This window comes from Streptomyces sp. NPDC048197, assembly GCF_043202395.1.
Taxonomy (GTDB): Bacteria; Actinomycetota; Actinomycetes; order Streptomycetales; family Streptomycetaceae; genus Streptomyces; species Streptomyces siderophoricus.
On sequence record NZ_JBIDAJ010000016.1, the window covers coordinates 168,134 to 193,517 of the forward strand.

General features: G+C 70.6%; 23 protein-coding genes. 9 read left to right on the forward strand and 14 right to left on the reverse strand.

Going from position 1 to position 25,384, the window contains the following annotated elements; genetic code table 11:
* Nucleotides 1-77 precede the first annotated feature (77 nt).
* The 7 genes from ccsB to hemL all read right to left on the reverse strand — a co-directional run bounded on the left by ccsB (nt 78) and on the right by hemL (nt 7,889).
* Complete coding sequence (gene ccsB / locus ACGF4C_RS22200; RefSeq protein WP_393568485.1) at nt 78-1,163, reverse strand: c-type cytochrome biogenesis protein CcsB; 1,086 nt, start codon at nt 1,161-1,163, stop codon at nt 78-80.
* Nucleotides 1,160-2,944, reverse strand: coding sequence for a cytochrome c biogenesis protein ResB (locus tag ACGF4C_RS22205; protein WP_393568487.1), 1,785 nt, complete (start codon nt 2,942-2,944; stop codon nt 1,160-1,162). Before ACGF4C_RS22205 ends, ccsB begins: the two co-directional genes overlap by 4 nt.
* 3 nt (nt 2,945-2,947) lie before the next feature.
* Entirely contained in the window at nt 2,948-3,712 is a 765-nt protein-coding gene (locus ACGF4C_RS22210) for a cytochrome c biogenesis CcdA family protein (RefSeq protein ID WP_393568488.1), read from the reverse strand.
* Between the two features lie 11 nt (nt 3,713-3,723).
* Nucleotides 3,724-4,335: a TlpA disulfide reductase family protein gene (locus ACGF4C_RS22215; protein WP_310727759.1), complete on the reverse strand. Its 612-nt coding sequence runs from the start codon at nt 4,333-4,335 to the stop codon at nt 3,724-3,726.
* A 151-nt stretch (nt 4,336-4,486) separates the two neighbouring features.
* Complete coding sequence (locus tag ACGF4C_RS22220) at nt 4,487-5,713, reverse strand: hypothetical protein (protein ID WP_393568490.1); 1,227 nt, start codon at nt 5,711-5,713, stop codon at nt 4,487-4,489.
* Between the two features lie 147 nt (nt 5,714-5,860).
* Entirely contained in the window at nt 5,861-6,574 is a 714-nt protein-coding gene (locus ACGF4C_RS22225) for a histidine phosphatase family protein (protein ID WP_201810625.1), read from the reverse strand.
* Nucleotides 6,575-6,581: 7 nt separating this feature from the next.
* Nucleotides 6,582-7,889 carry a glutamate-1-semialdehyde 2,1-aminomutase gene (hemL, locus tag ACGF4C_RS22230; RefSeq protein WP_393568492.1) on the reverse strand — a complete coding sequence of 436 codons (1,308 nt, stop codon included), beginning with the start codon at nt 7,887-7,889 and terminating at the stop codon, nt 6,582-6,584.
* Nucleotides 7,890-8,212: 323 nt separating this feature from the next.
* Here hemL and ACGF4C_RS22235 point away from each other — a divergent pair, with 323 nt between their 5' ends.
* Entirely contained in the window at nt 8,213-8,770 is a 558-nt protein-coding gene (locus tag ACGF4C_RS22235) for a hypothetical protein (protein ID WP_078866473.1), read from the forward strand.
* A 130-nt stretch (nt 8,771-8,900) separates the two neighbouring features.
* Here ACGF4C_RS22235 and ACGF4C_RS22240 read toward each other — a convergent pair whose 3' ends face one another.
* Nucleotides 8,901-9,638: an SDR family NAD(P)-dependent oxidoreductase gene (locus ACGF4C_RS22240; protein WP_393568494.1), complete on the reverse strand. Its 738-nt coding sequence runs from the start codon at nt 9,636-9,638 to the stop codon at nt 8,901-8,903.
* A 134-nt stretch (nt 9,639-9,772) separates the two neighbouring features.
* A complete protein-coding gene (locus ACGF4C_RS22245) occupies nt 9,773-10,339 on the reverse strand; it encodes a cupin domain-containing protein (protein WP_393568496.1) in 567 nt (188 codons plus the stop codon).
* Between the two features lie 217 nt (nt 10,340-10,556).
* Between ACGF4C_RS22245 and ACGF4C_RS22250 the strand changes: the two genes are divergently transcribed.
* On the forward strand, nt 10,557-10,937 hold the full coding sequence (locus ACGF4C_RS22250; protein ID WP_393568497.1) for a MazG-like family protein: 381 nt from the start codon (nt 10,557-10,559) through the stop codon (nt 10,935-10,937).
* Between the two features lie 29 nt (nt 10,938-10,966).
* On the opposite strand, the gene ACGF4C_RS22255 is transcribed toward ACGF4C_RS22250, so the two are convergent.
* Nucleotides 10,967-11,647 carry a TetR family transcriptional regulator gene (locus tag ACGF4C_RS22255; RefSeq protein ID WP_393568498.1) on the reverse strand — a complete coding sequence of 227 codons (681 nt, stop codon included), beginning with the start codon at nt 11,645-11,647 and terminating at the stop codon, nt 10,967-10,969.
* A 132-nt stretch (nt 11,648-11,779) separates the two neighbouring features.
* Between ACGF4C_RS22255 and ACGF4C_RS22260 the strand changes: the two genes are divergently transcribed.
* Nucleotides 11,780-13,408, forward strand: coding sequence for an FAD-dependent monooxygenase (locus ACGF4C_RS22260; RefSeq protein ID WP_393568500.1), 1,629 nt, complete (start codon nt 11,780-11,782; stop codon nt 13,406-13,408).
* A 182-nt stretch (nt 13,409-13,590) separates the two neighbouring features.
* Here the strand turns inward: ACGF4C_RS22260 and ACGF4C_RS22265 are convergent, their stop codons facing one another.
* Nucleotides 13,591-14,334 carry an AAA family ATPase gene (locus tag ACGF4C_RS22265; protein ID WP_393568502.1) on the reverse strand — a complete coding sequence of 248 codons (744 nt, stop codon included), beginning with the start codon at nt 14,332-14,334 and terminating at the stop codon, nt 13,591-13,593.
* Nucleotides 14,335-14,481: 147 nt separating this feature from the next.
* Here ACGF4C_RS22265 and ACGF4C_RS22270 point away from each other — a divergent pair, with 147 nt between their 5' ends.
* Both ACGF4C_RS22270 and ACGF4C_RS22275 read left to right on the forward strand, forming a co-directional pair.
* A complete protein-coding gene (locus tag ACGF4C_RS22270; RefSeq protein ID WP_030416806.1) occupies nt 14,482-14,817 on the forward strand; it encodes a YnfA family protein in 336 nt (111 codons plus the stop codon).
* A 233-nt stretch (nt 14,818-15,050) separates the two neighbouring features.
* Nucleotides 15,051-15,860 (forward strand): SDR family NAD(P)-dependent oxidoreductase, encoded by an 810-nt coding sequence (locus tag ACGF4C_RS22275; RefSeq protein ID WP_393568503.1) that lies wholly within the window; start codon nt 15,051-15,053, stop codon nt 15,858-15,860.
* Nucleotides 15,861-15,964: 104 nt separating this feature from the next.
* Here ACGF4C_RS22275 and ACGF4C_RS22280 read toward each other — a convergent pair whose 3' ends face one another.
* On the reverse strand, nt 15,965-17,158 hold the full coding sequence (locus tag ACGF4C_RS22280; RefSeq protein ID WP_393568505.1) for an RtcB family protein: 1,194 nt from the start codon (nt 17,156-17,158) through the stop codon (nt 15,965-15,967).
* 172 nt (nt 17,159-17,330) lie between these two features.
* Here ACGF4C_RS22280 and ACGF4C_RS22285 point away from each other — a divergent pair, with 172 nt between their 5' ends.
* From ACGF4C_RS22285 to ACGF4C_RS22295, 3 genes are all read left to right on the forward strand, one after another.
* Entirely contained in the window at nt 17,331-18,335 is a 1,005-nt protein-coding gene (locus tag ACGF4C_RS22285; protein WP_393568507.1) for a hypothetical protein, read from the forward strand.
* Between the two features lie 210 nt (nt 18,336-18,545).
* Nucleotides 18,546-19,265: a DUF3558 family protein gene (locus tag ACGF4C_RS22290; protein WP_393568509.1), complete on the forward strand. Its 720-nt coding sequence runs from the start codon at nt 18,546-18,548 to the stop codon at nt 19,263-19,265.
* A gap of 174 nt (nt 19,266-19,439) precedes the next feature.
* Entirely contained in the window at nt 19,440-20,726 is a 1,287-nt protein-coding gene (locus ACGF4C_RS22295; protein WP_393568510.1) for a DUF2637 domain-containing protein, read from the forward strand.
* A gap of 61 nt (nt 20,727-20,787) precedes the next feature.
* Here ACGF4C_RS22295 and ACGF4C_RS22300 read toward each other — a convergent pair whose 3' ends face one another.
* A complete protein-coding gene (locus tag ACGF4C_RS22300) occupies nt 20,788-20,988 on the reverse strand; it encodes a hypothetical protein (RefSeq protein ID WP_393568512.1) in 201 nt (66 codons plus the stop codon).
* Between the two features lie 112 nt (nt 20,989-21,100).
* Nucleotides 21,101-22,849 carry a lysine--tRNA ligase gene (gene lysS / locus ACGF4C_RS22305; protein ID WP_393568514.1) on the reverse strand — a complete coding sequence of 583 codons (1,749 nt, stop codon included), beginning with the start codon at nt 22,847-22,849 and terminating at the stop codon, nt 21,101-21,103.
* A 187-nt stretch (nt 22,850-23,036) separates the two neighbouring features.
* On the opposite strand from lysS, the gene argS reads away from it, so the two are divergent.
* Nucleotides 23,037-24,803 carry an arginine--tRNA ligase gene (gene argS / locus ACGF4C_RS22310; RefSeq protein ID WP_393568516.1) on the forward strand — a complete coding sequence of 589 codons (1,767 nt, stop codon included), beginning with the start codon at nt 23,037-23,039 and terminating at the stop codon, nt 24,801-24,803.
* The last annotated feature ends 581 nt before the right edge of the window (nt 24,804-25,384 follow it).

A 25,384-nucleotide genomic window follows, 5' to 3' on the forward strand; every position in this document is an offset into this window, starting at 1 on the left:
CCGCTGAACGGACGACGGTGCCGTACGGGTTCCGCCCGGGGGCTCTCCGTACGGCACCGTGTGGTGGTGCGGGTGGTTCAGACGCCGGCGTAGGAGTGCAGGCCGGTGACGAAGATGTTCACGCCGTAGTAGTTGAAGAGGTAGCACGCGAAGGCGATCAGGCCCAGCCAGGCGGCCTTGCGGCCCTTCCAGCCGGCGGTGGCCCGGGCGTGCAGGTAGCCGGCGTAGGCGACCCAGGTGATGAAGGACCAGACCTCCTTGGGGTCCCAGCCCCAGTAGCGGCCCCAGGCGGCCTCGGCCCAGATGGCGCCCGCGATGATCGTGAACGTCCACAGGGGGAAGACGGTGGCGTTGACGCGGTAGGCGAACTTGTCGAGGGACGCGGCGGAGGGCAGCCGCTCCAGGACGGAGGCGGCGAAGGCGCCGGGCTGCTTGCCGGCCGGGTCGGCGAGCTTGGCCTCGTAGCGGTCGCGGAAGAGGAAGAGCAGGGTGGCGACGGCGCCGAGGTAGAGGACGGCGCCGGAGAGGATCGCGCAGCTGACGTGGATCCACAGCCAGTAGGAGTGCAGCGCCGGGACGAGCTGGTCGCTGGCGGTGTAGAGCACCGAGACGGCGAGGCCGAGGTCGAGCAGGACGGTGGTGACCAGCGGCAGGCCGATCCACCGGACGTTCTTCCCCAGGACGAGCAGCAGCAGGTAGATGCCGGTGGCGACGGCGGCGAAGGTGGTGGAGAACTCGTACATGTTGCCCCAGGGGGCCCGCTGTACGGACAGGGCACGGGTGACGACGCCGCCGACGTGGAGCGCCCAGGCGAGGACGGTCAGCGAGATGGCGATGCGGCCGTAGAGGTCGCCCTTCTCGGTGCCGCCGGCGGCACCGGGGCCGTCGGGGACGTCGCGGCTGCCGGCCACGGACTTGGTGATGACCTTGGGCCGTTCCAGTACGGCGGTGCCGCCGCTCTGCCGGGCCGTGACGGTGGCGGGCGCCGAGGCGGTGGCGTCCGGGGTGAGGGCGGCGGCGGTGCGGCCGACCTTGCTGCGGCTGCCGAACACCCACTCGGCCATGTGCGCGACGAAGGCGAGGGTGTAGATCGCCATGGCCGAATAGACCAGGACATTGCTGTTGTGCGCCAGTGTCTCGTTGGCTGCGGCGGCGAGGTTCACGCGCGCGCTCCTTCGGAGGGGTCAGCAGGACCGTCAGAGTCGGTGGGCTCCGCGGGGTCTTCGGAGGGGGTGGCGGGGGCCGCCCCGGGGTCCGGGTCGGGGTCGGCGTCCGGGTCGGGGTGCGGGGCGAGCGGGGCGTCGGGCTCCAGGGCCGCGGCGAGGTCGCCGAGCTCCTCGGGGAGGCGGGCGGACTCGCTGCGGCCGAGACCGGCCAGCTCGACGACGGTGACGCCGTTCGCCCCGCACTCGGCGCGGACCCAGACGCGGCGCCGCTGGATGAACAGGGAGCCGGCCAGGCCGAGCAGGGCGGCGACCGCGCCGGTGAGGGCGAGACCGTTGCCGGGCTGGTGGCTGATCTTGAAGCTGGCCCAGGTCTTGACGCCGTTGAAGGTGATGCTGCCGTCGCCGCCGGGGAGCTTCATGGTCTCGCCGGGCTTCATCATCTGGGCGACCGCCCGGCCGTCGATCTTGTACTGCTTCAGGTCCTTCTTGTCGAGCTGGTAGACGTTCTGCGGCAGCCCGGAGGCGACGCCCAGGTCACCGTGGTACGCGGTGAGCACCAGGCGGGGGTTGTCGAGCGCCGGGAAGGTGGAGAACATCGAGCCGGAGCCCTTGCCGCCGAAGGTGGGGACGAAGAAGCCCTGGAAGCCGAGCTGGTTGGGCCGGTCGTCCTTGGTGCGGGCGCCGGGGACCTTGACGACACCGGTGGAGGTGAAGTTCTTCGGGTCCTGGGGGAGGAAGGGGACGGCGCCGTTGTAGACGGTCTTGCCGCGGCCGTCCTTGACGGTGACGTCGGGCGAGTAGCCGTGGGAGAGCAGGTAGACCTTGGAACCGGCGATGTCGAGGGGGGTGTTCACCTCGATGGTGGTCTTGTGTTCCTGGCCGTCGGCGCCGGAGAAGTACCGGATGTGGGCGCGGAAGACCCGCGGGGTGCCCTTCTGCGGGCCGGTGCGTTCGTAGGTCGCGTCGAACTTGTCGAGGGTGAAGCCGAACGGCTCCATGGTGTCGGTGTCGAAGAAGGCACCGGACTTGAAGTCGTCGTACTGGGTGAGGCTGTTGGCGAAGCCGTCGCCCTCGGTGATCAGCTTGCCGCCTTCGGACTTCCACAGGCTGCCGACGGCGAACGCGACGAGCATCACGATCAGCGCGACGTGGAAGACGAGGTTGCCGACCTCGCGCAGGTAGCCCTTCTCGGCGGCGACCGCGGTGCCGGCTCGGTGGGCGCGGAAGCGGCGCTTCTTCAGCATCCGCTCGGCGGCGCCGAGCACGTCGTCGGGTGCGGCGTCGGTGCGCCAGGTGGTGTACGCGGGCAGCCGGGTCAGCCGGCGGGGGGCGGCCGGGGGGCGGCCGCGGAGCTGGCCGACGAACTGCCAGCTGCGCGGCACGATGCAGCCGATCAGGGAGATGAACAGCAGCAGGTAGATGGCGGAGAACCACACCGAGCTGTAGACGTGGAACATCCCCAGCTTGTCGTAGACGTCGCCGAGGGTGGGGTGGTCGGCCTTGAACTGGTCGACCTTGACGGGATCGATGCTGGTCTGCGGGATCAGCGAGCCGGGGATGGCGCCGATCGACAGCAGGAAGAGCAGCAGCAGCGCGACCCGCATGGAGGTCAGCTGCCGCCAGAACCAGCGGACCCAGCCGACCGGGCCGAGCGAGGGCAGGGTGACGTCTTCGCGGGGCGCGGTGGAGAGCTGGGAGCCGGCCGCGCCGAGGTCGGCGCCCGCGTCGTCGGCGCCGGGCGCGCCGGGGTCGCGGGGGGTGTCGGTCTTGGTGGACATCGATCAGATCCCAACGGTGGAGCTTTGGGTCCAGCTCTGGAGCTCGGACATCATGCTGTCCCAGAGGCCGGTGACGAGGAGGACGCCGAGGGCGACCATCATGCCGCCGCCGATCCGCATCACCCACTGGTAGTGGAGTTTGACCCAGCCGAAGGCGCCGAGGACGCGGCGGAAGGCCAGCGCGACGGCGATGAACGGCACGCCCAGGCCGAGGCAGTAGGCGACGGTGAGCAGCGCGCCGCGGGCGGCGCTGGCGTCGTACAGGGTGAGGGCCTGGACGGCGGCGAAGGTGGGGCCGAGGCACGGGGTCCAGCCGAGGCCGAAGAGCACACCGAGGAACGGCGCGCCGGCCAGGCCCATGGCGGGCTTCTTGTGGAAGCGGAACTCGCGCTGCCCGAAGCGTTGCAGGACGCCGGCGAAGGTCAGGCCGAAGAGGATCAGCAGGGCGCCGAGGACGCGGGAGATGACGTCCTTGTAGTCCAGCAGGGTCTTGCCGAAGAAGCCGAAGAGGGCGCCGCCGGAGACGAAGACCGCGGTGAATCCGAGGATGAAGAGTCCGGCGCCGGCGAGCATCCGGCCGCGGCGGGCCTCGCCGAGGTCGGTCCCGGTGACGCCGGTCACGTACGACATGTAGCCGGGGACCAGCGGCAGGACGCAGGGGGAGAAGAAGGAGACGAGACCGGCGAGGAGCGCGAGGGGGACGGCGGCGAGCAGGGTGCCGGAGACGACGGTGTGGTCGGGGGCGACGGCGAGCTGGGTGAGTTCCATCTCTGGCGGGATCACTTCTCGGCGATCAGCGGCTTGACCATGCTGCGCAGTTCGTCCTCGGTGAGCGGGCCGATCGAGCGGGCGGCGATCTTGCCGTGCCGGTCGATGGCGATCGTGGAGGGGATGGACTGCGGGTTGAGGCTGCCCTTGGGGAAGCGCAGCATGAGCCGGCCGGTGGGGTCGAACAGGCTCGGGTAGGGCACCTTGTGCTCTTCCTCGAAGCTGGTGGCCTGGGACTTCTGGGAGTCGCGGGTGTTGATGCCGAGGAACTGGACGCCCTTGTCCTTGGTCTCCTTGGCGACCTTGGCGAAGTTGGGGGCCTCGGCGATGCAGGGGCCGCACCACGAGCCCCAGACGTTGAGGATGACGACCTTGCCCTTGTAGTCGGCGACGTCGAGCTGCTTGCCGGTGGTGGTCTCGCCGGACAGGTCGGGCGCGGGCTGCCGGTCGGCCTTCTTGACGGTGTCGACGCCGTCCTTGCCCTGGACGAAACGGGTCTGGGCCGAGCCTCCGGAGGCACCGTCCCCGCAGGCGCTCAAGCACAGCGAGGCGGCCGCGGCCCCTGCGGCGAACAGGAGGATCCGGCGGCGGCGCGTGCGGCGGCGTGGGGCGTCAGCACTCATGTGAAAAGTTTCGCATGGGCCGATTCCGGATCTTCCGCGCCCCCCTCGCCCGGCCTGTCCCCGCCCGAAGGGGCATGTCAGGCGGCGGGCCGGCGGGCGCGCGGGGCCGGACCGGTACGTTGCGCGGTCAGGCGGTCACGCGATCACGCGGTCACGTGGCCGAGAGGTACTCCTTCCAGCCCTCGGCGGGCCGCGCGCCCACCGGGACCTCCTGGAGCCTGCGCAGCACCTCGGGGTCCTGGGCGTCGAGCCAGTCGGTGAGCTGCCGGAACGACACCAGACGGACATCGCGGTTCTGCTCGTTGGCGATGTACTTGAGGGCCTCCTCGACGGCGTCCATGTAGATGCCGCCGTTCCACTCCTCGAAGTGGTTGCCGATGAAGAGGGGGGCGCGGTTGGTCTCGTAGGCGCGGCGGAATCCGGAGATATACGCGTCGGTGGCCTGCTGCCGCCAGCCGGGATAGTTGGCCGGCGGGGCCTTGGTGGAGTTCCTGGACTGGTTGGCGAGGAGGTTGTAGTCCATCGAGAGCACCTCGAAGGAGTGCCCCGGGAAGGGGATCTGCTGGAGCGGGAAGTCCCAGAGACCGAACTTCTTCTTCGGCCACATCTGGAGGCCGCCGGGCGAGCTCGCGTCGTAGCGCCAGCCGAGTGCCCGGGCGGCGGGCAGCAGATTTCGCTGGCCGAGCAGACAGGGCGTACGGCCACCGACCAATTCCCGCCGGTAATCGAACGGCAGCGGGTCGGCCTCGGCGAAGCCGGTATTCGTCCGCCATTTGGTGACGAAGTCCATCGCCTGGTCGATCTCGGAGTACCACTGGCGGGGGGTCCAGTGTTTGACGGAGGTCGGGGCGTCGCCGCAGAAGTGGCCGTTGAAGTGGGTGCCGATCTCGTGGCCGTCCAGCCAGGCCTGGCGGACGTGCGTGAGCGTCTCCCTGATGTGGTCGTCGGCGAGGTAGCCGATGGCGGAGGCGCCGGTCGGGTTGTTCGGCGGCTCGTAGAGGTGCTTTTGGGATTCCGGCAGGAGATAGAGGCCGGAGAGGAAGAAGGTCATGGCCGCGCCGTGGTCCTTGGCGAGCTGGAGAAAGCGGGGGAAGAGGCCGTTTCCGACCTCTCCCGCGCCGTCCCAGGAAAAGACCACGAACTGCGGCGGGGTCTGTCCGGGCTCCATCCGTTCGGGTGCTTTCGGCTGGTTCGGCTGCGCACCGTAATTTGCCGTCGAGCCGTCACCGATGAGCTTGGGGCGGGCCTGGACGGAGCTTTTGACCTTCCGCCTGTCGGCGCCGACCTGCGGGCCGGGCGTGGAGCAGCCGGCGACGCCCAGCGCCGCGGCTGCGCCAACTCCCAGGCCCAGCAGGTTTCGCCGACTGATCGCGCGCATGCCCTCGTCCCCATCCGTGCTCGCCGAACTCAATATCCATATAAACGGACAATCGAGAAGTGGGCATGTTGAGCACCGGGGTCACGAGTTATTCGGCCGGATATTCCATTTCTGCTCGGCTTTGACGTTCCGCCACCTGATGCAGGGTCAGGCTCCGTAGGCCTTGCTCTTCCCCTTCGCCGGTTTGGCGCCGGCCAGGAGGTGGGAGGGAACCAGGTCGCGCGCCGGTTCGCTGTACCCCACCGAAATGATCTTGTCGCCGTGGAACGTGAACGACGTCAGCGAGGCCAGCGTGCACTGCCGCTTCCGCGGGTCGTGCCACAGCCGCCGCCGCTCCACGAAGCTGCGGACGATCCAGATCGGCAGCTGGTGGCTGACCGCCACCGCCTCGTGCCCGCGCGCCGCGTCCCGCGCCGCGCCGAGCGCCGCCATCATCCGTACGACCTGTTCGAGATACGGCTCGCCCCACGAGGGCCGGAACGGATTCGTCAGGTACTTCCAGTTGCCGGGCTTCTTGAGCGCCCCGTCACCGACCCCGAAGGTTTTGCCCTCGAAGACGTTGGCCGCCTCGATCAGCCGCTCGTCGGTGGCCAGGTCGAGACCGTGCGCCGCGGCGATCGGCGTCGCGGTCTCCTGCGCACGCTCCAGCGGCGAGGCGACGACATGGGTGATGTCCCGGTCCGCGAGGTGCTCGGCGACCCGGTCGGCCATCTTCCGCCCCAGCTCGGAGAGGTGGTAGCCGGCCCGGCGCCCGTACAGCACGCCCTCCGGGTTGTGCACCTCGCCGTGCCGCATGAGGTGGACGACGGTGATGTCGTCACCGTTGTCGCCGGCGGGGACGTCGTTGCTGCTCTGGTTCATTTCCCCCTCATTCCGTCGCTTCGGCGGCGGCCCGGGCGGCGGCCGGCAGGGCGGCCGCGATCCGCTCGACGGCCGCGGTGTCGTGCGCGGTCGAGACGAACCACGACTCGAACGCGGACGGCGGGAGGTAGACGCCCTGGGACAGCATCGAGTGGAAGAACGCGGTGAAGCGGAAGGACTCCTGCGCCTTGGCCTCGTCGTAGTTGGTGACGTCCTGCTCGGTGAAGAAGACGGAGAACATGTTCCCCGCCGCCTGGAGCCGGTGCGCCACGCCCTCCTTGGCCAGCGCCCCGCCGACCAGCGAGCGCAGCTCGGCGGAGACCGCGTCGACCTTCTCGTACGCGGCGTCGTCCAGCAGCCGCAGCTGCGCGACACCGGCGGCGGTGGCGATCGGGTTCCCGGACAGGGTGCCCGCCTGGTAGACCGGGCCGGCCGGGGCGAGATGCGCCATGACGTCGGCGCGGCCGCCGAACGCCGCAGCCGGGAAGCCGCCGCCCATGACCTTGCCGAAGGTCATCAGATCCGGACGAACCCCATCAATCCCGTACCAACCGGCCTTGCTGACACGGAAGCCGGTCATGACCTCGTCGGAGATGTACAGTGCGCCGTTCGCCGAGCACAGGTCCGCGAGGCCCTGGTTGAAGCCGGGCAGCGGCGGCACCACGCCCATGTTGCCGGGCGACGCCTCGGTGATCACACAGGCGATCTCGCCGGGGTGCGCGGCGAACGCGGCCCGCACCGCCTCCAGATCGTTGTACGGCAGCACGATCGTGTCGCCGGCCTGCGCGCCGGTCACGCCGGGCGTGTCGGGCAGCCCGAAGGTCGCCACGCCCGAGCCGGCCGCGGCCAGCAGCGCGTCCACGTGCCCGTGGTAGCAGCCGGCGAACTTGACCACCTTGGGGCGGCCGGTGAACCCGCGCGCCAGACGGATCGCCGACATCGTCGCCTCGGTGCCGGACGACACCAGGCGCACCTGCTCGACCGGCTCGATCCGGGCCACGATCTCCTCGGCCAGCTCGACCTCGCCCGCGCCGGGCGTACCGAAGGACGTGCCGCGCGCGACCGCCTCCTGGACCGCCGCGATCACCTCGGGGTGCGAGTGCCCGAGGATCATCGGCCCCCACGAGCACACGAGGTCGACGTACTCACGGCCGTCGGCGTCGGTGAGGTACGGACCGGTACCGGACACCATGAAACGGGGCGTACCGCCAACGGCGCGGAACGCCCGCACCGGTGAATTGACGCCGCCGGGCGTCACCACGGAGGCGCGCTCGAACAGCGACTGCGAAACAGGGGCTTCATACGGAAAAGACACTGTGATCCTGACCTGCATAAACGGGGAGGGCGGCGGCGCACGGGCACGGCCCCGGCTGACAACGGCATGGGAATCCCCGCTTGGACCACCTAAGGCGCCGCGCGGTTCCCACTCGATCCTTTTTTGATTCCTCTCGCTTTCGACCGGGCGTCAGCCCCCGCTTGTCTGCGAAACTGGGGCGACGGACGAGTGAGTCACGCAAGCAATGGTCTCAGAGGCGCACGGGGGCGTGCGGCCGGGCGTTTCGCGCGCCGGTGACGGGGGAGGTCTCTGAGACGATGATCGGGTTGCGCGGCTGGGGCTGCGAGTGGTCGGGTGGAGATATGCATCGCGGTGGCGAACTGGGCGAAGGAACCGATGACCGGGGTTCCGGGCGCGCCCAGCGCGGCCGTCACCGGCGCGAGACCGAAGGCATCAAGGGTGGGGACATCAGGGGCGGCCGCATGGGGGTGACCTACAAGTACTTCGGCGCGCCCAACGGCGCGACGGCGGCCCGGGTCCCGATCTCCATGCGCCCTGAGGAACTCGGCGGTGACGAGCTCGGCATGGGCGGGATGTTCACCAAGATCAAGCCGGAGACCATGGCTGCCATGGTCCTCACCGGCATAGAGGGCATACCCCTCCATAAGGTTCCGCCGCTCGAACTCGTCGTCCTCCACCCCGACTACGCCGTCGTCAAGCTCCCCATGACCGTGGTCGACCCGCTGCGCGGCATCGGCGAGGAATCGGTCGGCGCGGCCGCCTTCATCTGGTCCACGGTCCCCGACCGCGGCGGCCCCCGCGACGCCTTCGCCGTCTACCAGCTCCTCCACGAATGGCAGGACTTCAGCCACCGCCTCCACGAGGCGGGCCACCAGGCTTATTGCCTGGTGTGGCCGTAACGGTTCGGCGGATTGTTGCGTGGGGGGAGTAACGGTTCGGCGGCTTGTTGCTCGGTGGGGCTGGGGCGGTTCGGCTTGGTCTGGGCGCCGGTGAGCCGGTGGGTGGTCAGGTCTCGTAGGGCGAGGGGGCTCACCACGTAGGGCGGGCGGAGACTCCGCCGTCCACCACGAGGTTCTGCCCGGTGATCCAGGACGCCATCGGTGAGGCGAGGAACACACAGGCGTCGCCCACGTCCTCCGGCCGCCCCAACCGCCCGGCGGGCGCCGCCGCGTGCCAGCGCCGTACTCCGTCGGGCCAGTCCTCGGCCAGCCCGGGCCGGTCGATCAGGCCCGGCGAGACGCTGTTGACGCGGATGCCGTACCGGCCGTACTCCAGCGCGGCGGCGCGTGCGTGCATCACCACCGACGCCTTCGACGCGCAGTAGTGGGCGTGCTGCGGCGCCGGACGGTCCGCCTCGATCGACGCGATATGCGTCACCGACCCGCCGCCGCCCTCCCGCATCACGGCCGCCGCGGCCTGCGTACAGGCGAACACCGAGTGCACGTTGAGATCCGCCACCGCCCGCCAGTCGGCGAGCGACATCCCCGCCAGCTCCTGTGTCGGCTGCACCCCGGCGTTGTTCACCAGCGCGGTGAGCCGCCCGCGCCAGCCGGCCGCCTCGGCCACCAGCCGGTGGCACTCCTCCTCGACGGCCAGATCGGCCGCCAGCGCCAACGCACTCCCCCCGCCGCCCTCGATCCGCCCCACCAGCGCCCGCGCCGCCTCTGCCCCGGTCCGGTAATGCACCACCACCGCCGCCCCGGCCTCGGCGAACCGCACCGCAATCCCCTGCCCGACCCCACCTGCCGCCCCGGTAACGAGCACCACTTCCCCCGAAAGATCGGGAAGGTGGGGGTGGCTCCTGGGATGAGGGTGGGGGCCGAATCCGACCGCCCCACCGCCGTCACCGGGAGTAACCGCCGCCCCACCGCCGTTCAGGCTGAAAGGGGTCCACTCCCCTGTCATGGCCGGCTCAGCGCGGCGATCCGCGCTGCCTCCCGGGGAAACCGCGCGGCCAATTCGGCGGCGTCCCCGTGTTCGTAGTCCTCGAAGGTGAAACCGGGCGCCATCGTGCAGCCGAACAGCGTCCAGGAGCCGCCGTCGGCGACCTCGGCGGCCATCCACGTCCCGGCCGGAACGGTGAACTGAACGTGCTGCCCGCCCAGGACGTCCGGCCCGAGGACGACCGTACGGGCCGCGCGGCCATCGGGAGCGCTCGCCCCGTGCCCCTCGGCCTCCTGGGGCTGCCCGTGTTCGTCGGGCCCTTCGGTCAGCAGGAAGAGGGAGAGCGGATCGCCCCGGTAGAAGTGCCAGATCTCGTCGGTGGGCAGCCGGTGCAGGGCGGAGTAGTCGCCCGGCTCGGCGGTCAGCAGCATCACGATCGCCGTACCCTCGGGCCGTCCGTCGGACCGGGGCGGACCCGCCCACGTAGGCCGGAACCGCCCGCCCTCACGCGGCAACGGCACCAGGCCGTAGAAATCGACCAGCTCCTCGGGGAGCGGATCGCGGGACGTGCGGTGCTCGGCCATCTGAAGCGTGCCCCTTCCCACCAACCAGCAGCAATACGGGGTGGTGCACGGCGAGTTCGTGCACGGCGGTTCGTACGCGAAGCGATTCGTACATGGCGATTCGTGTATGCGATTCGTATAGGGGGTTTCACCTATGGCGGTGCACATACCGGGCTTCACATACGGCGGTTCATCCACACTAGGCGCGTGCGCCGCCGGACACGGGCACAATCGGGCCATGTCCGATACGCCTCCGCCCGTCGACGCCTCCTCCGTGCCTCCGGCCGACTCCCCGTCAGCCGTCTGGGAAACCGTCGATCACCTGGTGCGCTGGCTCGACAGCGAAAGCACGCTGCCACCGGAACAGGAGCGGCTGCTGCGCATCCTGAAGCTCTCCGAGGAGGCGGGCGAGGTCGCGCAGGCGGTGATCGGCGCGACCGGCCAGAACCCGCGAAAGGGTCACAGCCACACCTGGGACGACGTGCAAAGCGAGCTGTGCGATGTGATCCTCACGGCGATGGTGGCGCTTCGGACGCTGACTCCGGAGGCGCGGCAGGTCTTCGAGGGGAATATGGGGCGGGTCGCCGGCCGGGTGCCGCGGCCGCTGTCCGGGGACTGAGTACCCTCCCCGCCCGGCAACGACCCGCCCTACGGCTGCTCCGCCGTCAGATAGCGCTGGATCGTGGGCGCCAGCCAGGCGATGACCTCGTCATGGCTGAGGGCGACGGCCGGCGCGAGGTGCAGGACGTAACGGCACAGCGCCATGCCGAGTATCTGGGAGGCGATCAACGCCGCGCGCTTCGGGGCCTCCTCGGGGACCGGGCAGACCGCCGTGAGCACCGGCCTGATCTGTTCGGCGAACACCCCGCGCATCCGCTCCGCGCCTGCTTCGTTCGTCGCACCGACGCGCAACATGCCGGTCAGCACCTCATCACCCTCCCACCGCTCGAGGAAGTGACGTACGAGCCGGGCGCCGGCTTCTTCTCGCGGTACGTGGCTCAGGTCGGGCGCGTGCACCTCGATCTCGGAGGCGGCCGCGAAGAGGCCGGCCTTGTTGCCGTAGTAGCGCATGACCATCGACGGGTCGATGCCCGCTTCGCGCGCGATGGCGCGGATCGTGGCGCGCTCATAGCCGTCCGCGGCGAAGCGGTCACGGGCGGCGGCCAGGATCGCGGCCCGGGTCGCGGCCGACCGGCGGGGCGGGTCCGCGGGACCGGCGGGCGGGGCGCCGGCAGCGGCCTCGGTGTCGCTGCCGCTGTCGACGTCGGAGGCCGCGGATGCGGCGGGGGTGGCGGGCTCAGCAGGAGTAAGAGGGCGATCGTGCGGCATGTCAACAACTGTAGGCCAACGACTGTTGACACGCCAAGCCGGCGCGGCTTACGCTTGCCAACAAGCGTTGACCAACATGCGTTGACATAGACCCACGCAGAGGCCCAGTCGCACGCAGAGGAGGCGGAAGCCATGGACGCCATGAACCGCACACCGGACCAGTCCGGCCCCCGGGACCAGGGGCGCAGCACGGCCCCGGAGGCCGAGGTCAGAGACCTCCCGGAAGCCGCCGCACACCTCGCACCCGGCACAAACAGCGGGGATGCCGCAGACATGACAGAGGGCGGGGGCATGACGGACACCGCGGACGTCTTTGTCGTCGGTGCCGGGCCCACCGGGCTGCTGCTCGCCGGGGACCTCGCCGAGGCCGGCCTGGCCGTCACGCTTCTCGAACGTCGCGCCGACACCACCAGCAACCTCACCCGCGCCCTCGCCGTCCATGCGCGCACGCTCGAGCAGCTCGACGCCCGTGGCCTCGCCGATGAGCTGATCGCCGGCGGCCACCCGATTTCCCGCCTCCGGCTCTTCGGGGAGGCCACTCTCGACCCCACGCAGCTCGCCAGCCGCTTCCCCTTCGTCCTGATCACCCCACAGTTCGAGGTCGAACGGCTGCTGGAGCGGCGGGCGCGGAAGGCCGGCGTGGTGTTCCGGTACGACTCGGAGGTGCTCGGCCTCGACCAGGACGAGGAGGGGGTGACGGTGAAGCTGCGCACCGCCGACGGCATCGGCAGCGCCCGCGCCGCCTACCTCGTCGGCTCCGACGGAGTGCGCAGCACGATCCGGGAGGCCGTGGGCCTGCCCTTCCCCGGAAAGTCCGTGATCCGCTCGGTGATCCTCGCCGACGTCCGGTTGGACGAGACGCCACCGTCCCCCTTCACCTTCAACGCCACGGGGGAGGCGTTCGCGTTGATCGGCTCGTTCGGGGACGGCTGGTACCGCGTCATCGGCTGGAACCGCCACCGTCAGGCCGACGACGGCACGCCCGCCGATCTCGACGAGGCCCGCGAGGTCACCCGGCTCGCGCTCGGCACGGACTACGGCATGCGGGACGCCCGCTGGATCTCCCGCTTCCACAGCGACGAACGCCAGGCCCCGCAGTACCGCGTCGGGCGGGTCTTCCTCGCCGGGGACGCCGCGCATGTCCACTCCCCCGCGGGCGGCCAGGGCATGAACACCGGCCTTCAGGACGCCGCCAACCTCAGCTGGAAGCTGGCCGCCGTGATACGCGGCCACTCCCCCGAGTCCCTGCTGGACAGCTATCAGGCCGAGCGGCATCCCGTCGGCAAGTCGGTGCTGCGCAGCAGCGGCGCCATCCTGCGGATGGCCCTGCTGCACTCCCCTCCCGGGCGTGCGGTCCGGGGAGTCGCCGCGCGACTCATCGACCATCTGCGGCCGGTGTCCCGCCGCGCGATACGCACGATTTCCGGTATCGGAATCAGCTATCCCGCCGGGCCGGGTGCCCATCGGCTCGCCGGCCACCGTGCCCCGGACATCCGTCTCGCCGGCGGCGGCCGGCTCTACGAACTCCTCCGCCAGGGGAAGTTCGTCCTTATCACCCCCGCCGACGAGCCCACCGGCCCGCGTCCGGACGACGACCGCGTCATCCCGGCCGCCTGGGACAGCGACCGCCGCACCGCCCTGCTGATACGCCCCGACGGCTACATCGCCTGGGCCACCGACTCCACGGCCCCCGCCGAACGTGCCGCGGCACTGCGCAGCGCACTCCTACGGTGGACCGGCGCCGCACCGGCGAACGGCTGAGCGGGGCGTCCACCTCCGCGGAGGCGGACGGTTGCGCGGGCGGGCGGCTACGGGGGGACGGACGGCTGCGCCGGGGTGGATGGCTGCGCGGTGGCCATCGGAGCACGGTTCGCGTCCGAACACAGCTGGCGTCGGAGCACAGCTGGCGTCGGAGCACAGCTGGCGTCGGAGCTCGCTGCGGCTCAGCCCGATGTCAGTACATGCCGCAGATACGCCCGCGGGTCGTTGAGATATCGCCGCCAGTGATCGACGAGGCCCAGCTCCGCCCACTCCACCGACCGCATGCCGTGCTCGCCGACCTCCACGATCTCCGCGCCGGGCAGAGCCGTCAGCAGCGGTGAGTGGGTGGCGCACACGACCTGAGCGCCTCTCCGCGCCAACTCGTCCATCAGCCCGACCAGTTCCAGACAGGAGGAGAAGGACAGCGCCGCCTCCGGCTCGTCCATCACATACAGGCCGCGCTCCGCGAACCGTTCGCGGAAGGCCAGCAGGAAGCTCTCGCCGTGGCTCATCTCGTCCGGGCCCTGGGAGAGCCGCCGGGTACTCCTCTCGCCGTTCAGTGCTTCCAGCGCCGTTTCGGCCCGGAGGAAGAAGCCGCGGCGACGCGTCCGCGGCCCCCGCACCATCCGCCGCCCCTCCCGCGTCGGATCGAACCGCAGCAGACCGCCCAACAGCGAAGCCTCACGAGAGGAGGCGTATTTGTAGCCCGCCGACCCGCCGTACGAATCCAGACCGAAGCCTTCCGCCAGCGCCTCGGCCAGCGTGGACTTCCCCGAACCGTTCTCGCCCACCAGGAAGGTGACGGGCGCACGGAAGGCAAGCCCTTCGGCGGCCAGCTGCCGGACACAGGGCACCGTCCACGGCCAGCCGTCCTCGGCCGCCCCCGTCCCCGTCGGAAGGTCCAGATAAGCCCGTTCAATCAGCATGACCCGAAGCTCTCATGCCCCACTGACAGTCCCGGGGTGGCAGGTGGCAGTCACGGGGTGGCATGCCTTGGCGGGCGTTCACCTGCGAGGGCACCGCCAGGGAGGCTCTCGCGCACCGGCGGGGTGGGCCGGGCTTACGCTCGCCGCATGCTTATTGCGCGTTCCGCTGCCCTGTTCGTCGTTGCCGCGCTGTTCGAGATCGGCGGGGCGTGGCTGGTGTGGCAGGGGATCCGCGAACACCGCGGCTGGGCGTGGATCGGGGCCGGCGTGCTCGCCCTGGGGGTGTACGGCTTCGTGGCCACGCTCCAGCCCGACGCCAACTTCGGGCGCATCCTTGCCGCGTACGGCGGGGTCTTCGTCGCAGGATCGTTGGCCTGGGGAATGGTGGCCGACGGCTATCGCCCCGACCGGTGGGACGTCATCGGTGCGCTGATCTGCCTGGCCGGGATGGCAGTGATCATGTACGGCCCCAGGAGCCGCTGACCGTTGTGACGGTGAGTCGCCTGTTCCTGGCGGGCGGCCCCACCGGGCGCGATGCCCCCACCGGGCGCCGGGCCCCGACAGTCGTTGATCAGGTGCTCACCAGTAATTGATCAACAGTTGATCGGGCGCTGCATATCCTGGCCACACCGCGACCGCGGCCAGGCCGTACAACGGTCACGCCGACGGGCGCCGCTTCGCCGTCCCGCCGTCCCACCGGCTCCGAGGAGAGCGTCATGACCGCCGATGCCCGTAGCGCCGATGCCCGTAGCTCCCGCACGCCCAGCGCCGAGGCCCGTACCGCCGTTGTCACCGGAGCGAGCAGCGGCATCGGGGCCGCGACCGCGCGGGCGCTGGCTGCCGCCGGCTACCGCGTCGTGCTCACCGCCCGCCGCAAGGACCGCATCGAGGCGCTCGCCGCCGAGCTGCCGAACGCCCAGGCCCATGCGCTGGACGTCACCGACCGTGCCGCCGTCGACGCCTTCGTGGCCTCGCTCGACGAGTTGCCGTCCGTCGATGTCCTGGTCAACAACGCCGGTGGCGCGTTCGGCGCGGAACCGGTGGCCACCGGAGACCCCGCCGACTGGCGCGCCATGTACGAGGTCAATGTGCTGGGCGTGCTCCACATGACCCAGGCGCTGCTGCCCAGGCTCACCGCTTCCGGGGACGGCACCGTCGTCGTCCTGTCCTCCACCGCGGGTCATGGCACGTACGAGGGCGGCGGCGGATATGTCGCGGCCAAGCACGGTGCGCATGTGATCGCGGAGACGCTGCGGCTGGAGCTGTGCGGTGAGCCGGTGCGCGTCATCGAGGTCGCGCCGGGCATGGTGAAGACCGACGAGTTCGCCACCACCCGCTTCCGCGGCGACACCGAAAAGGCCTCGAAGGTCTACGAGGGCGTGGAGCAGCCGCTCAGCGCGGAGGACGTCGCCGACACCATCGCCTGGGCGATCACCCGCCCCTCCCACGTCAACATCGACCTCCTGGTGGTCCGGCCCCGCGCCCAGGCCTCCAACACGAAGGTGCACCGCACTCGCACCACCTGAGGGCCGGCCCGGGTCGTCACGCACAGCGGCCCAGCGCAGAGCGACGTAACGCAGAGCGGCGTGGCGCACCCCGCGCCACGCCGCCCCTCAGCCTTTCGCGCCCCTCAGCCCTTCACGCACACCACCTGCTTGAGGTGGGCGACGACCTCCACCAGGTCGCGCTGCTGGTCGATGACCTTCTCGATCGGCTTGTAGGCGCCCGGGATCTCGTCGATCACGCCGGAGTCCTTGCGGCACTCCACGCCCCGCGTCTGCTCCGCCAGGTCGCGCGTGGTGAAGCGCTTCTTGGCGGCGTTCCGGCTCATCTTGCGGCCGGCGCCGTGCGAGGCGGAGTTGAAGGACGCCGGGTTGCCCAGGCCGCGGACGATGTACGAGCCGGTGCCCATCGAGCCGGGGATGATGCCGTACTCCCCGCCGCCGGCCCGGATCGCGCCCTTACGGGTCACCAGCAGGTCCATGCCGTCGTACTGCTCCTCCGCCACGTAGTTGTGGTGGCAGGAGATGACCTCCCCGAAGGTCACCTTGGCCTTCTTGAACTCGCGGCGGACGACGTCCTGGGTGAGCGCCATCATGATCTCGCGGTTGTGCTTGGCGTACTCCTGCGCCCAGAAGAGGTCGTTGCGGTACGCCGCCATCTGCGGGGTGTCCGCGATGAAGACGGCGAGGTCGCGGTCGACCAGGCCCTGGTTCTGCGGCAGCTTCTGGGCCACGCCCATGTGGTGATCGGCGAGTTCCTTGCCGATGTTGCGCGACCCGGAGTGCAGCATGATCCACACGGACTGGTCCTCGTCGATGCAGATCTCGTGGAAGTGGTTGCCGCTGCCGAGCGTTCCCATCTGCTTGACGGCCCGCTCGCGACGGAACTTGACGGCATCCGCCACCCCGTCGAACCGCGCCCAGAAGTCCTCCCATCCGGCCGTCGGGAAACCGTGCAGCCGGCCGGGATCGATCGGGTCGTCGTGCATGCCCCGGCCCACCGGAATGGCCTGCTCGATCTTCGAGCGCAGCCGGGACAGGTCGCCGGGCAGGTCGTTGGCGGTGAGCGAGGTCTTCACCGCGCTCATTCCGCAGCCGATGTCGACGCCGACCGCCGCCGGGCAGACCGCCCCGCGCATCGCGATCACCGAACCGACCGTGGCGCCCTTGCCGAAGTGCACGTCGGGCATCACGGCCAGGCCCTTGATCCACGGGAGGGTGGCGACGTTGCGCAGTTGCTGCATCGCCACGTCCTCGACCGTGGCCGGGTCGGTCCACATCCGGATCGGCACCTGGGCGCCGGGTACCTCGACGTACGACATAACTTCCTCATTCCCCCGAAAACCTGAAAAACGCAAAAGCCGGACAAATTACCTGATCTTGGACGGTGAACCGGCGTGCGCGGCAAGACGTGCGATAGACATTGTGTCCATCGGCCGCCGCCCGGCGGCAACCGCATTTCTTGAGGGAATTCGAGGGAAGGAGCCGCGAACGATGCCCCGCAAACCGTTCGCCCCCGGTGCCGCACTGGTGGCCGTCGCGGCGCTGGCCGTCGGTCTCGCCGGCTGCTCCGGCGGCCCCGGCACCGACGGTGACGCCGCCGACGCCAAGGGCGGCGACCCCGCCGCGACGAGCCAGTCCGCCGAACCGGGCCGCTACCAGACCCTCCCGGAGGCCTGCGGGCTGCCCTCGCGCAGCACTGTCCGCGGCATGCTGCCCGGCGACGGCCAGCAGCTCTCCGGCGCCGAGGCCGACAAGCTCTACGGCGGCCAGGCCGACATCACGTACGACACGGACCGCCGGGTCGGCTGCCACTGGACCCGCGAGACCGACGCGGGCACCCGCCACCTGAGCCTCGACATCCAGCGCGTGGTCTCGTACGACGCCGCCGTCAGCGATGACGACAAGGCGCAGGGGATCTACGACAGCAAGGAACTGGCCGCACAGATCCCGTCCGGCGGCGGCACCGGCTCCTCCCCCACCGCTCCCCCGTCGAAGAGCGCGAAGGACACCAAGGACTCAAAGGGCGCAAAGGGCAAGGGCACGGGGGGCGCGAAGGGCGAGGAGTCCGCCGCCGGGAAGAGTCCCGCAGAAGCCGCCACAGGGAAGGCCCCCTCCGGAAAGGCCAGCGCCTCGGGCAAACCCGGCACCGATGCGAGCGCGAACCCGAGCGCGAGCCCGGGCGGGGACGCGAGCGGGGACAAGAGCACGACCTCGACCGCGCCGCCGACCACGGACCCGAGTGCGGGCGCCGGCGCCTCCACCGCGCCGCGGGTGCTCGACGGTCTGGCGGACGCGGCGTTCCTCAATGACAAGTTGATCACCGCGGACTCCGGTGTGCACCGCGACATCACTGTGGTCTTTCGCACGTCGAACGTGATCGTGACGATCACCTACGACCAGTGGTCCACGGACAAGTCGATGTTGCCGGAGAGCCAGGAACTGCAGGACAAGGCCCGTTCGCTGGCCGATGAGCTGGCCGACCGCCTCGCCGAATAGCCCGAGTTGAGCGACTCGGGCCGATCGTCCGGACAGAGGCGTATGCCCGTTTCGCTCCTCGTACTGACCGGTACGAAACGGTCACCCACCTCGCCGCGCCGCGTACCGTGCCCTCTAGCGAACCGACGACGCACGACGACCGACCACGCCGAACGCCGCACGACGCCGACCACACGACGCCGACGCACGACGACGAACAGCGAAGGAACCATGCACCGTTCAGCCAAGCGCCTCGCCAGCCTCCTCACCTGCGCAGCAGTACCGGTGCTGCTCGTCGCCGGCTGCTCCGGCTCGGACAGCGGCAGCTCGGACTCCGGTTCCGGTGACGCCTCCTCCGCCGCGCCCAGCCGCTCCGCCCAGCCGTCGCCGACCGTGGAGCCCGCGAAGTACAAGAAGCTGCCGAACCCCTGCTCGGCGTTCTCCAAGGACACCGTCAAGAAGCTGCTGCCCAAGGTGAAGGACGCCGCCGGGGACCAGGGCCAGTCCACGGACAACGCCTCACACGGCACCTGCTCCTGGAACAGCTCCGACGAGCAGGGCGTCGACGGCACCCAGTTCCGCTGGCTGGACATCGGCTACCAGCGCTACGACTCGGACCCGGGCATCGGCTCCGGCGAGAAGCGCGCCACCGACTTCTACACCAAGCAGGTCAGCGACGCGAAGGCCACCAAGGGCGCCAAGAAGCTCAAGGCCGCCCCGACCGGCGGCACCGGCGACGAGGCGACCGCGATCACCTACGACGTGAAGAAGGAGGGCAACGACTTCAAGAACACCACGATCGTCGCCCGCGCCTCCAACATCGTCGTGACGATCAACTACAACGGCGCGGGCCTGGCCGGCGCCGACACCCCCAAGGGCGCCGACCTGCTGAAGAAGGCCCAGGCCGCCGCGAAGGAAGCGGTCGCCACCGCCCTCAAGGCGAACCACTGAGGTCGATCGGATGCCGATCGGATGCCGATCGGATATCGATCTGACGCGAGCCTGACGGCGGTCTGACGTCCCCCGCCGGCCCGCCCCAGCCCCTCCGGGCACCTCCCGGAGGGGCGCGGCGGGCGGTGTGCCAGGCTAGGCGCGCCATTTCGCCGAGCCGGGGAGGGACCGCGGGTGTCCGCGACGAAGACGGCGCAGTTGACTCGTACCCACCGCATCCTCATCGGTGTGGTCATCGCCGGTGCGGCAGTGATCGCCGGCATCGGCTTCGCCGGCTCCTACGCCGCAGTCCGCGAGCTGGCCATCAAGAAGGGCTTCGGGAACTTCTCCTACGTGTTCCCGATCGGCATCGACGCCGGGATCTGTGTCCTGCTCTCCCTGGACCTCCTCCTCACCTGGATCCGCATCCCGTTCCCGCTGCTGCGGCAGACCGCCTGGCTGCTGACGGCGGCGACGATCGCCTTCAACGGCGCGGCGGCCTGGCCCGACCCGCTGGGCGTCGGCATGCACGCGGTGATCCCGGTCCTGTTCGTGGTCGCCGTCGAGGCCGCCCGGCACGCGATCGGCCGCATCGCCGACATCACGGCGGACAAGCACATGGAGGGTGTGCGCCTCACCCGCTGGCTGCTCGCGCCCGTCCCGACGTTCCTGTTGTGGCGGCGGATGAAGCTGTGGGAACTACGGTCGTACGACGCGGTGATCAAGCTGGAGCAGGAACGGCTGGTCTACCAGGCGCGCCTGCGGTCACGCTTCGGGCGCGCCTGGCGCCGCAAGGCTCCGGTCGAGTCCCTGATGCCGCTGCGTCTCGCCCGGTACGGGGTGCCGCTGGCGGAAACCGCTCCCGCGGGGCTCGCCGCGGCCGGCATCGAACCGCAGCTGCTGCCGGCGCCGCAGCAGTCGGTGAAGCCCGCTCTGCAGCCGCGCGCCCAGGAGCCGGCCGAGCGGCTGCCCGACGAGCCGATGCCCGACGAGCAGCTGCCCAACCAGTGGTTCGCCGCGTCGCCGCAGGTGGCGTACCAGGGCGACTACGACCCGACGTACATCCCGGAGCCGGGCCCGGAGCCGGAGGCCCAGCCCGCGTACGACGAGCAGCAGCGGGTGTCGACGGACGAGCGGGTGACGACGGGCGAGCAGGTACCGGCGCCGCGCGCGCCGGAGCCCGAGCCGGCGCCGCAGGTCCCGGCGCCGAACGGGGCAGGCGGAACGCGTCCGCTCGGCAAGGGCGTCGCGGAGGCGGACCCGCAGCCCGCTGAGGTTCCGGCCGCGGTGCCCCACGACGAGGACGTCTACCAGGTGTTCCGGCGCTCCATCGAAGGCGAGGGCATGCCGACGCCGGGCGCGTTCGCGGCCAACATGGAGGCGCAGTACGGGATCCGTCTGCGGTCGCGCGAACTGAACCGCTACATGGACCAGTTCACCGACCGCCTCAACGCCGAGCTGATGGACGAGCACATCGCGTAACGCGCCGGGGGGCGAGCACCTCCCGTGAGTGCGTGGGCCGGGGAGGCGGGCCAGGCCGTCCCTACACCCGCTGCGCCTTCCGCTTCTTGTCCGTGTCGCCCCATACGGCCAGCGCCGCGCCGGCCAGGAACAGGCCGAGGTAGGCGACCGACGGCAGGTCGAACCAGTGGGCCAGCAGCCCCCAGGCACCGTCGAAGAACGTCTTGCCGATGAAGCCGAGCGCTCCCTGCAGCATGGCGATGAAGCCGATGATTCCCCTCATGGCTCCAGCGTGACGGGTTCGGCCCCGGGGATCCTCCTCCCCGGGGCCGAACCCGTTCTCACCCTTGAGTCGCAGAGCCCGGCGCGGCGTCTACGACCGGTCGGCAGCGCCGTCAGCCGCCCAGCAGCTTGCGCACCCGGTCGGCGCCGACCGCCAGCAGCAGCGTGGGCAGCCGCGGCCCGGTGTCCCGGCCGACCAGCAGGTGGTAGAGCAGCGCGAAGAAGGCGCGCTGGGCGACCTTCAGCTCGGGCGTCGGCTTGGCGTCCGGGGCCAGGCCCGCCTGGACCTTCGGCACGCCGTAGACGAGCGTGGTCAGGCCGTCCAGCGACCAGTGCTCGTCCAGGCCGTCGAGCAGCAGCCGCAGCGATTCGCGGCCCTGGTCGTCCAGCGAGGCCAGCAGCTCGGCGTCCGGCTCCTCGCGCACGATGGTGCGCTGGTCGGCCGGGACCTGGGTGTTGATCCAGTGCTCCGCCTTGTCGAGCCGGGGCCGGGTCTCGTCCAGGGACGTGACGGGGTTGGCCGGGTCGAGCTCGCCGAGGATCCGCAGGGTCTGCTCGTCATGGCCGGCGGTGATGTCCGCGACGGAGGCGAGGGTGCGGTACGGCAGCGGGCGGGGCGTGCGGGGCAGCTCGCCCGCGGCGGTGCGGACCGCCCGGGAGTGGGCGGCCGCGTCGGCGGGCAGCGCGGTGCCGTCGGCGACCTTGCCCTCCAGCTTGTCCCACTCGTCGTAGAGCCGCTGGATCTCCTGGTCGAAGGCGATCTTGAAGGACTGGTTGGGCTTGCGGCGGGCGTACAGCCAGCGCAGCAGCGGCGCCTCCATGATCTGCAGCGCGTCGCCCGGGGTCGGCACGCCACCGCGCGACGAGGACATCTTGGCCATGCCGCTGATGCCGACGAAGGCGTACATCGGGCCGATCGGCTGGGCGCCGTCGAAGATCTCCCGGACGATCTGCCCGCCGACGACGAAGGACGAGCCGGGCGAGGAGTGGTCGACACCGGACGGCTCGAAGATCACGCCCTCGTACGCCCAGCGCATCGGCCAGTCGACCTTCCAGACCAGCTTGCCGCGGTGGAACTCGCTCAGCCGGACCGTTTCCCCGAAGCCGCAGGCGGTGCAGGTGTAGGTCAGCTCGGTGGTCTCGTCGTCGTACGAGGTGACGGTGGTGAGGTCTTTCTCGCACTGGCCGCAGTACGGCTTGTACGGGAAGTAGCCCGCCGAACCGCCGCTGCCGTCGTCCTCGCTGGCCGCACCCGACCCCTCGGCCGCCTCCAGCTCCGCCTCGTCGACGGGCTTCTGGGACTTCTTCGCGGGGGCCTTCTTGGTGCGGTACTGGGCGAGGATCGCGTCGATGTCCGCGCGGTGCTTCATCGCGTGCAGGACCTGGTCGCGGTACACGCCGGAGGTGTACTGCTCGGTCTGGCTGATGCCGTCGTACTCGACGCCCAGCTCGGCCAGTGCCTCGGTCATGGCGGCCTTGAAGTGCTCCGCCCAGTTCGGGTACGCCGAGCCGGCCGGCGCCGGAACCGAGGTCAGCGGCTTGCCGATGTGCTCGGCCCAGGACTTGTCGACGCCCTCGACGCCCTCCGGGACCTTGCGGTACCGGTCGTAGTCGTCCCAGGAGATGAGGTGCCGGACCTCGTGGCCACGACGGCGGATCTCGTCGGCGACCAGGTGCGGGGTCATGACCTCGCGGAGGTTGCCGAGGTGGATCGGGCCGGAGGGGCTCAGGCCCGAGGCGCAGACGATGACCGGTGCGGAGGCACCCGATGCCAGTTTGCCGGGGGCGCGGCGCTCCGCCTCGGCAATGACCTCGTCCGCGAACCTGGAGACCCAGTCGGTCTCGGTGCTCTGCTGAGCCACGATCGGCCCTTCCTCTTCCTGGTGCTTCCTCGATTGCGCCGTCTTGCGCGTGCGACGCACAAAAGCCTGACGGTGCCATTGTCCCAGACGCCCGCCGTCCGGAAATTCAGTGGTAACGGCGTGGGATACTCAGTGGCAAACCCTTTCCCCTTCAAAGACACCTACGTCTAGAAGAGAGCGCAGCTTCATGGCCTCGGTCCCTTCCCTCGCAGCTTCGGTCCACCAGCGCCTCGCGGACGCCCTCTCGGCAGCCCTGCCGGAGGCCGGCGCCGCGGACCCGCTGCTGCGACGTAGCGACCGGGCCGACTTCCAGGCCAACGGCCTGCTGGCACTGGCGAAGAAGCTGAAGGGCAACCCGCGGGAGCTGGCCACCAAGGTCGTCGACGCGCTCGGCGGGAGCGACCTCCTCAAGGACGTCGAGGTCTCCGGACCGGGCTTCTTGAACATCACGATCACCGACCGGGCGATCACCGAGACGCTCGCCGCCCGCGCCGCCGACGGCGACCGGCTCGGCGTGCCCCTGAAGGACAACCCGGGCCTCACGGTCATCGACTACGCCCAGCCGAACGTCGCGAAGGAGATGCACGTCGGGCACCTGCGCTCGGCGGTCATCGGCGACGCGCTGCGCCACATGCTGGACTTCACCGGCGAGCGGACGATCGGCCGGCACCACATCGGCGACTGGGGCACCCAGTTCGGCATGCTCATCCAGTACCTGATCGAGAACCCCGGCGAGCTGGCCCCGGCGGCCGACGTCGACGGCGAGCAGGCGATGAGCAACCTCAACCGGGTCTACAAGGCCTCGCGCGCGGTCTTCGACTCCGACGAGGAGTTCAAGGAGCGGGCCCGCAAGCGGGTCGTCGCCCTCCAGTCCGGCGACAAGGAGACCCTCGACCTCTGGCAGCGGTTCGTCGACGAGTCGAAGGTCTACTTCTACTCGGTCTTCGAGAAGCTGGACATGGAGATCCGCGACGACGAGATCGTCGGCGAGTCCGCGTACAACGACATGATGGCCGAGACGGCCCGCCTCCTGGAGGAGTCGGGCGTCGCCGTCCGCTCCGAGGGCGCCCTGGTCGTCTTCTTCGACGAGATCCGCGGCAAGGACGACCAGCCGGTGCCGCTGATCGTGCAGAAGGCGGACGGCGGCTTCGGCTACGCGGCCTCCGACCTCTCCGCGATCCGCAACCGCGTCTTCGACCTGCAGGCGACGACGCTGCTCTACGTCGTCGACGTCCGCCAGTCCCTCCACTTCCGGATGGTCTTCGAGACGGCCCGCCGGGCGGGCTGGCTGAACGACGGCGTCACCGCGCACAACATGGGCTACGGCACGGTGCTGGGCGCGGACGGCAAGCCGTTCAAGACCCGCGCGGGCGAGACGGTCCGCCTGGAGGACCTCCTCGACGAAGCGGCCGAGCGGGCTACGGCGGTGGTGCGGGAGAAGGGCGAGCCGATCGGCCTGTCCGAGCAGGAGATCACCGAGAACGGCGCCCAGGTGGGCATCGGCGCGGTGAAGTACGCGGACCTGTCGACGTCGCCGAGCCGGGACTACAAGTTCGACCTGGACCAGATGGTGTCGCTCAACGGCGACACGTCCGTCTACCTCCAGTACGCCTACGCCCGGATCCGCTCGATCTTCCGCAAGGCCGGCGACGCGCGTCCCGAGGCGCACCCGGAGCTGGCGCTGGCCCCCGCGGAGCGGGCGCTGGGCCTGCACCTCGACCAGTTCGGCGAGACGGTCCTCGAGGCCGCCGCGTCGTACGAGCCGCACAAGGTCGCCGCGTACCTCTACGGCCTCGCCTCCCTCTTCACCACCTTCTACGACCAGTGCCCGGTCCTGAAGGCCGAGTCCGGCCCCGACCAGGTCGCCAACCGCCTCTTCCTCTGCGACCTGACGGCCCGCACCCTCCACCAGGGCATGGCCCTCCTGGGCATCCGCACTCCCGAGCGCCTGTAGGGCCCTCCCCCACGTACCCGTCTGTCCCGCCGCGGTTGTTGCTCGCCGTTGCGCATTGCGGCGCCCCGCACGTAGTTGTCTGCTGCGCCGCGGGGCTCGCTCGCCGTTGCGCTTTGCGGCGCCCCGCACGTACCCGTCTCCCCCGCCGCGGGGCGTCTCGCCGTGGCGCCTGCGGCGGGCTGGGTGGGTGTCGGGTGCGGTGACAGCCCTACAGACTTCGTCCTCCGGTCTGTCCCCTCCCGTTGGGGGAGTGGGAAGAGGACGGTGGGGCTGGGCGTTGGGGGTACAAGGGGGCCTGCGGACCCGTAGGGGTCGGTCGAACAGCTCCCGTAAGGGTTGCGAGGGCCCCCTGCGGGGCCACAACCCAACGGGCTGGGACAGCTATTCCCGCTGACCCGCGACGTCAGGTGTACGTGCCACAACGCGCGCCCCCACTCACCCGCACACTCCCCCCTCACGGGAGGGGACGGGCCGGAGGGGCCGGTTGTGTGGACGTAAAGCGACAGCAGTCCACACAACCGGCCCCGGAGGCCCGTCACCGCACCCACCACAAACCCAGCCCGCCGCAGGCGCAACGGCGA